The following is a 3,228-nucleotide window of genomic DNA, read 5'->3' on the forward strand; positions in this document are numbered from 1 at the left end:
GCCCAGGAAATCACCCTGGCCCGCGTCGTCCAGGCCGGCGTGGTGCCTATGGACACCGCCGCAGTCGCCTCGGAAATCCAGCGCACCTGGAACCGTCCAGACGCAGCGCAGTGGGCCGAGGCCTACAGCCTGATCTTCCCGCACTACCGCCTGCTGATCGAAAGCTACGCCAAGGCCCAGCAGGTAGTGATGGAGCACGAAGTGCTCGACTCGCAACGTTGATGGCTTGCGGCCCGGTGGTTTGCTGCCGGGCTGTACCTTGTGGGAGCAACTGTCTTGCCCCATCAGGTTGCCTCATTGCCTGTAGGAGCAGCCTTGTGCTGCGAAGAGGCAATTACCGGCAAAGAGGATTTTTTGCCCTTCCGACCTCTTCGCAGCACAAGGCCGCTCCTGATCCTGTGCATGCCTGGAAGGCGGTGCTGATAATGTGGGAGCGGCTTTAGCCGCGAAGAATCCAACGCGGTGCATGGCACCGGCTGCGCCGGTGTTCGCGGCTAAAGCCGCTCCCACAGGGACCCTGCTAATGCAATGAATTATGCGCTGTTCTATGAGAGCCCCGCCGTAAAAATGTTGAGCGTGTTGCTGCTGTGCCGTGAGAATGGTTGTTCCTACAAGAACTAATCAGATTTTTCCCCTTCCTCGTAGTCCATTTCTGAATCATCCTTTTCAAGCCGTTTCACCATTGCGATGGAAACCTGAGCCCCCTAGTCTTGCCCTGTCGTTGCAAATTCAACGACCGGGTCTGCAAGCCCGTTGCTTGGCTTGGTCTCAGTTTGCTGTTGGCTTCGTTCAATGGTGGCTGCGTGCGGGTGGTCTTCGGGCCAGCCGGGAATCGACCTCCAAGCCCGGTCTTGCAGGCCCGCATGTAGCCGCCACCCTATCATCTGCAAGTGATCTGGCGACGGTCCGACTTGTTATTGTCTGGAGGCTGTCATGCTTAAACTCGTTCCCGATCCACCTTTCTCAAACGACCCATCTCATCACCTGGAAGACACCCTGACCCAGGCCGCGGAATACGTGCTCTGCGCCTTGTCCGTAGGCCATCACGCCGTAGCCTCGCTCCCAAGATCTCCCGCCACGATCATGACCCTGGCGGTCATGCATGAAATGGAGGCTGTGCGCATGCTGCTGGTGTCGGCGATTGCGCAGGTGCAGCTCCGGGACGGGCAGCCGGTGCATACATTGCATTGATGGGCTGACATTCAAATTTTGCCAGCCTGGGCGGTGTGGTTTTCCTGCCAGGGACTGCAACCGGGAAATCGCACTGGCCGGCAGATTCAAAAGAGGGTTTCAGATGGACAATGAATTGGATGACGACACCGGCACGCTGGGCCTGACCGTAGGCGCGGCCACCTTCCTGGACGGTGTGCTGGACGGCAAGAAACTTTTTCGCGTAGAGGCGGGAAACTGCTGTGATCATGCAATCGAACAAGCGTCGGTATTGATGGATTGCTCACGGCGAGCATCGTTTATCGGGGTTATGGACAACGAACCGGTGCTGGTCTGGGCGTCGCACTTTCTCTGCGACATGGCCAAGGCGCTGATGGATGACGCGCATATGGGCATGCGCAAGAACCGCTGACTTACCGCCGGGGCGGCGATGTTGTGCAGGCAACAGCGATCCAGCAGCTTGTTCGATCGCATGCAGCCAACATCGCCGAAAAATTCAAATAACCCATTGAAATAAGAACACTTTAAAGCCTGGCATATTTGCTGCTCCTGCCTCCTTGAACCCCCAAGGAACACCAAGGAGCCTTACCATGAGCCAAGCCCCTATCAAGTTCGCCTACTGGGTCCCCAACGTCAGTGGTGGCCTGGTGGTCAGCACCATCGAACAGCGCACCAGTTGGGACATCGACTACAACCGCAAGCTCGCGCAAATCGCCGAACAGGCCGGTTTCGACTACGCCCTGTCGCAAATCCGGTTCACCGCCGGCTACGGCGCCGACAACCAGCACGAGTCGGTCACCATCAGCCACGCGCTGCTCGCTGCCACGGAAAAGCTTAAGGTCATCGCCGCCATCCTGCCAGGCCCGTGGAACCCGGCGCTGGCGGCCAAGCAGCTGGCGAGCATCGACCAGTTCACCAACGGCCGCATCGCCATCAACGTGGTCTCAGGTTGGTTCAAGGGCGAGTTCCACGCCATCGGCGAACCCTGGCTGGATCACGACGAACGCTATCGCCGTTCCGAGGAATTCATCCGTGCGCTGAAGGGCATCTGGACTCAGGACAACTTCACCTTCAACGGCGACTTCTATCGCTTTCGCAACTACAACCTTAAACCCAAGCCGCTGCAGCAACCGCACCCGGAGATTTTCCAGGGCGGCAGCTCGCGCGCCGCACGCGACATGGCGGCACGCGTGTCGGACTGGTACTTCACCAACGGCAACAGCGTGGAAGGGATCAAGGTGCAGGTCGACGATATCCGCGCCAAGGCGGCGGCCAACGGCCATTCGGTAAAGGTTGGAGTCAATGCCTTCATCATCGCCCGCGACACCGAAGAGCAGGCGCGCGCGGTGCTGCAGGAAATCATCGACAAGGCCAACCCCGAGGCGGTGCGGGCGTTTGGCCAGGAAGTGAAGCATGCCGGTTCTGCCAGCCCGGAGGGCGAGGGCAACTGGGCCAGGTCCAGCTTCGAAGACCTGGTGCAGTACAACGATGGCTTCAAGACCAACCTGATCGGCACACCGCGGCAGATTGCCGAGCGCATCGTTGCGCTGAAGGCAGTGGGTGTGGATCTGATCTTGTCCGGGTTCCTGCACTTCCAGGAGGAAGTAGCGTACTTCGGCGAACATGTGCTGCCGCTGGTGCGTGAACTGGAGGCCGGGCGCAGCGTGGACAAGGCGGTGGCCTGAAGCCCGCGTTGGATTCTTCGCGGGCGCGCCCGCTCCCACAGGTATGGCGCATTCCTTGGGCTGCCGGAGCACCCTGTGGGAGCGGGCATGCCCGCGAACACCGGCGTAGCCGGTGCCATGCACCGCGTTGGATTCTTCGCGGCTAAAGCCGCTCCCATAGGGTACGCGGACCGCTTGCGAATTCAGTTTTCTAAGCCACAGCGCAGCAGACTGCATAAGGGTCAGAAACAACCCGCGTCGGTTTCAGGATGCGCCTGGTCGTTCGCACGCAATCCCCGGGCGCCACAAGTGCCATGCTTGCAGGATGCCTCGGACCAGTGCGCGCAGACGTGCGGCCGCAGGCAAGGAGGCCGCTGGCACCACGCAACCGTGA

At 60.2% G+C, this 3,228-nt stretch carries 3 protein-coding genes and 1 pseudogene; all 4 read left to right on the forward strand.

Annotated features, from left to right (window positions below; genetic code table 11):
* Positions 1-222 (forward strand): annotated as a pseudogene (locus JV551A3_RS11615) (hydrolase); the annotation flags it as partial.
* 711 nt (positions 223-933) lie between these two features.
* Entirely contained in the window at positions 934-1,191 is a 258-nt protein-coding gene (locus tag JV551A3_RS11620) for a hypothetical protein (protein ID WP_133978700.1), read from the forward strand.
* A 103-nt stretch (positions 1,192-1,294) separates the two neighbouring features.
* Positions 1,295-1,582 carry a DUF3077 domain-containing protein gene (locus JV551A3_RS11625; protein ID WP_133978702.1) on the forward strand — a complete coding sequence of 96 codons (288 nt, stop codon included), beginning with the start codon at positions 1,295-1,297 and terminating at the stop codon, positions 1,580-1,582.
* Between the two features lie 178 nt (positions 1,583-1,760).
* Complete coding sequence (gene sfnG, locus JV551A3_RS11630) at positions 1,761-2,855, forward strand: dimethylsulfone monooxygenase SfnG (RefSeq protein ID WP_133978704.1); 1,095 nt, start codon at positions 1,761-1,763, stop codon at positions 2,853-2,855.
* Positions 2,856-3,228 lie beyond the last annotated feature (373 nt).

Source organism: Pseudomonas inefficax (genome assembly GCF_900277125.1).
GTDB classification, from domain to species: domain Bacteria; phylum Pseudomonadota; class Gammaproteobacteria; order Pseudomonadales; family Pseudomonadaceae; genus Aquipseudomonas; species Aquipseudomonas inefficax.

Excerpts from the sequence above, each read along its gene's own strand:
- sfnG (WP_133978704.1), top strand. The coding sequence starts at position 1,761 with ATGAGCCAAGCCCCTATCAAGTTCGCCTACTGGGTCCCCAACGTCAGT.
- JV551A3_RS11625 (WP_133978702.1), top strand. The coding sequence starts at position 1,295 with ATGGACAATGAATTGGATGACGACACCGGCACGCTGGGCCTGACCGTA.
- JV551A3_RS11620 (WP_133978700.1), top strand. The coding sequence starts at position 934 with ATGCTTAAACTCGTTCCCGATCCACCTTTCTCAAACGACCCATCTCAT.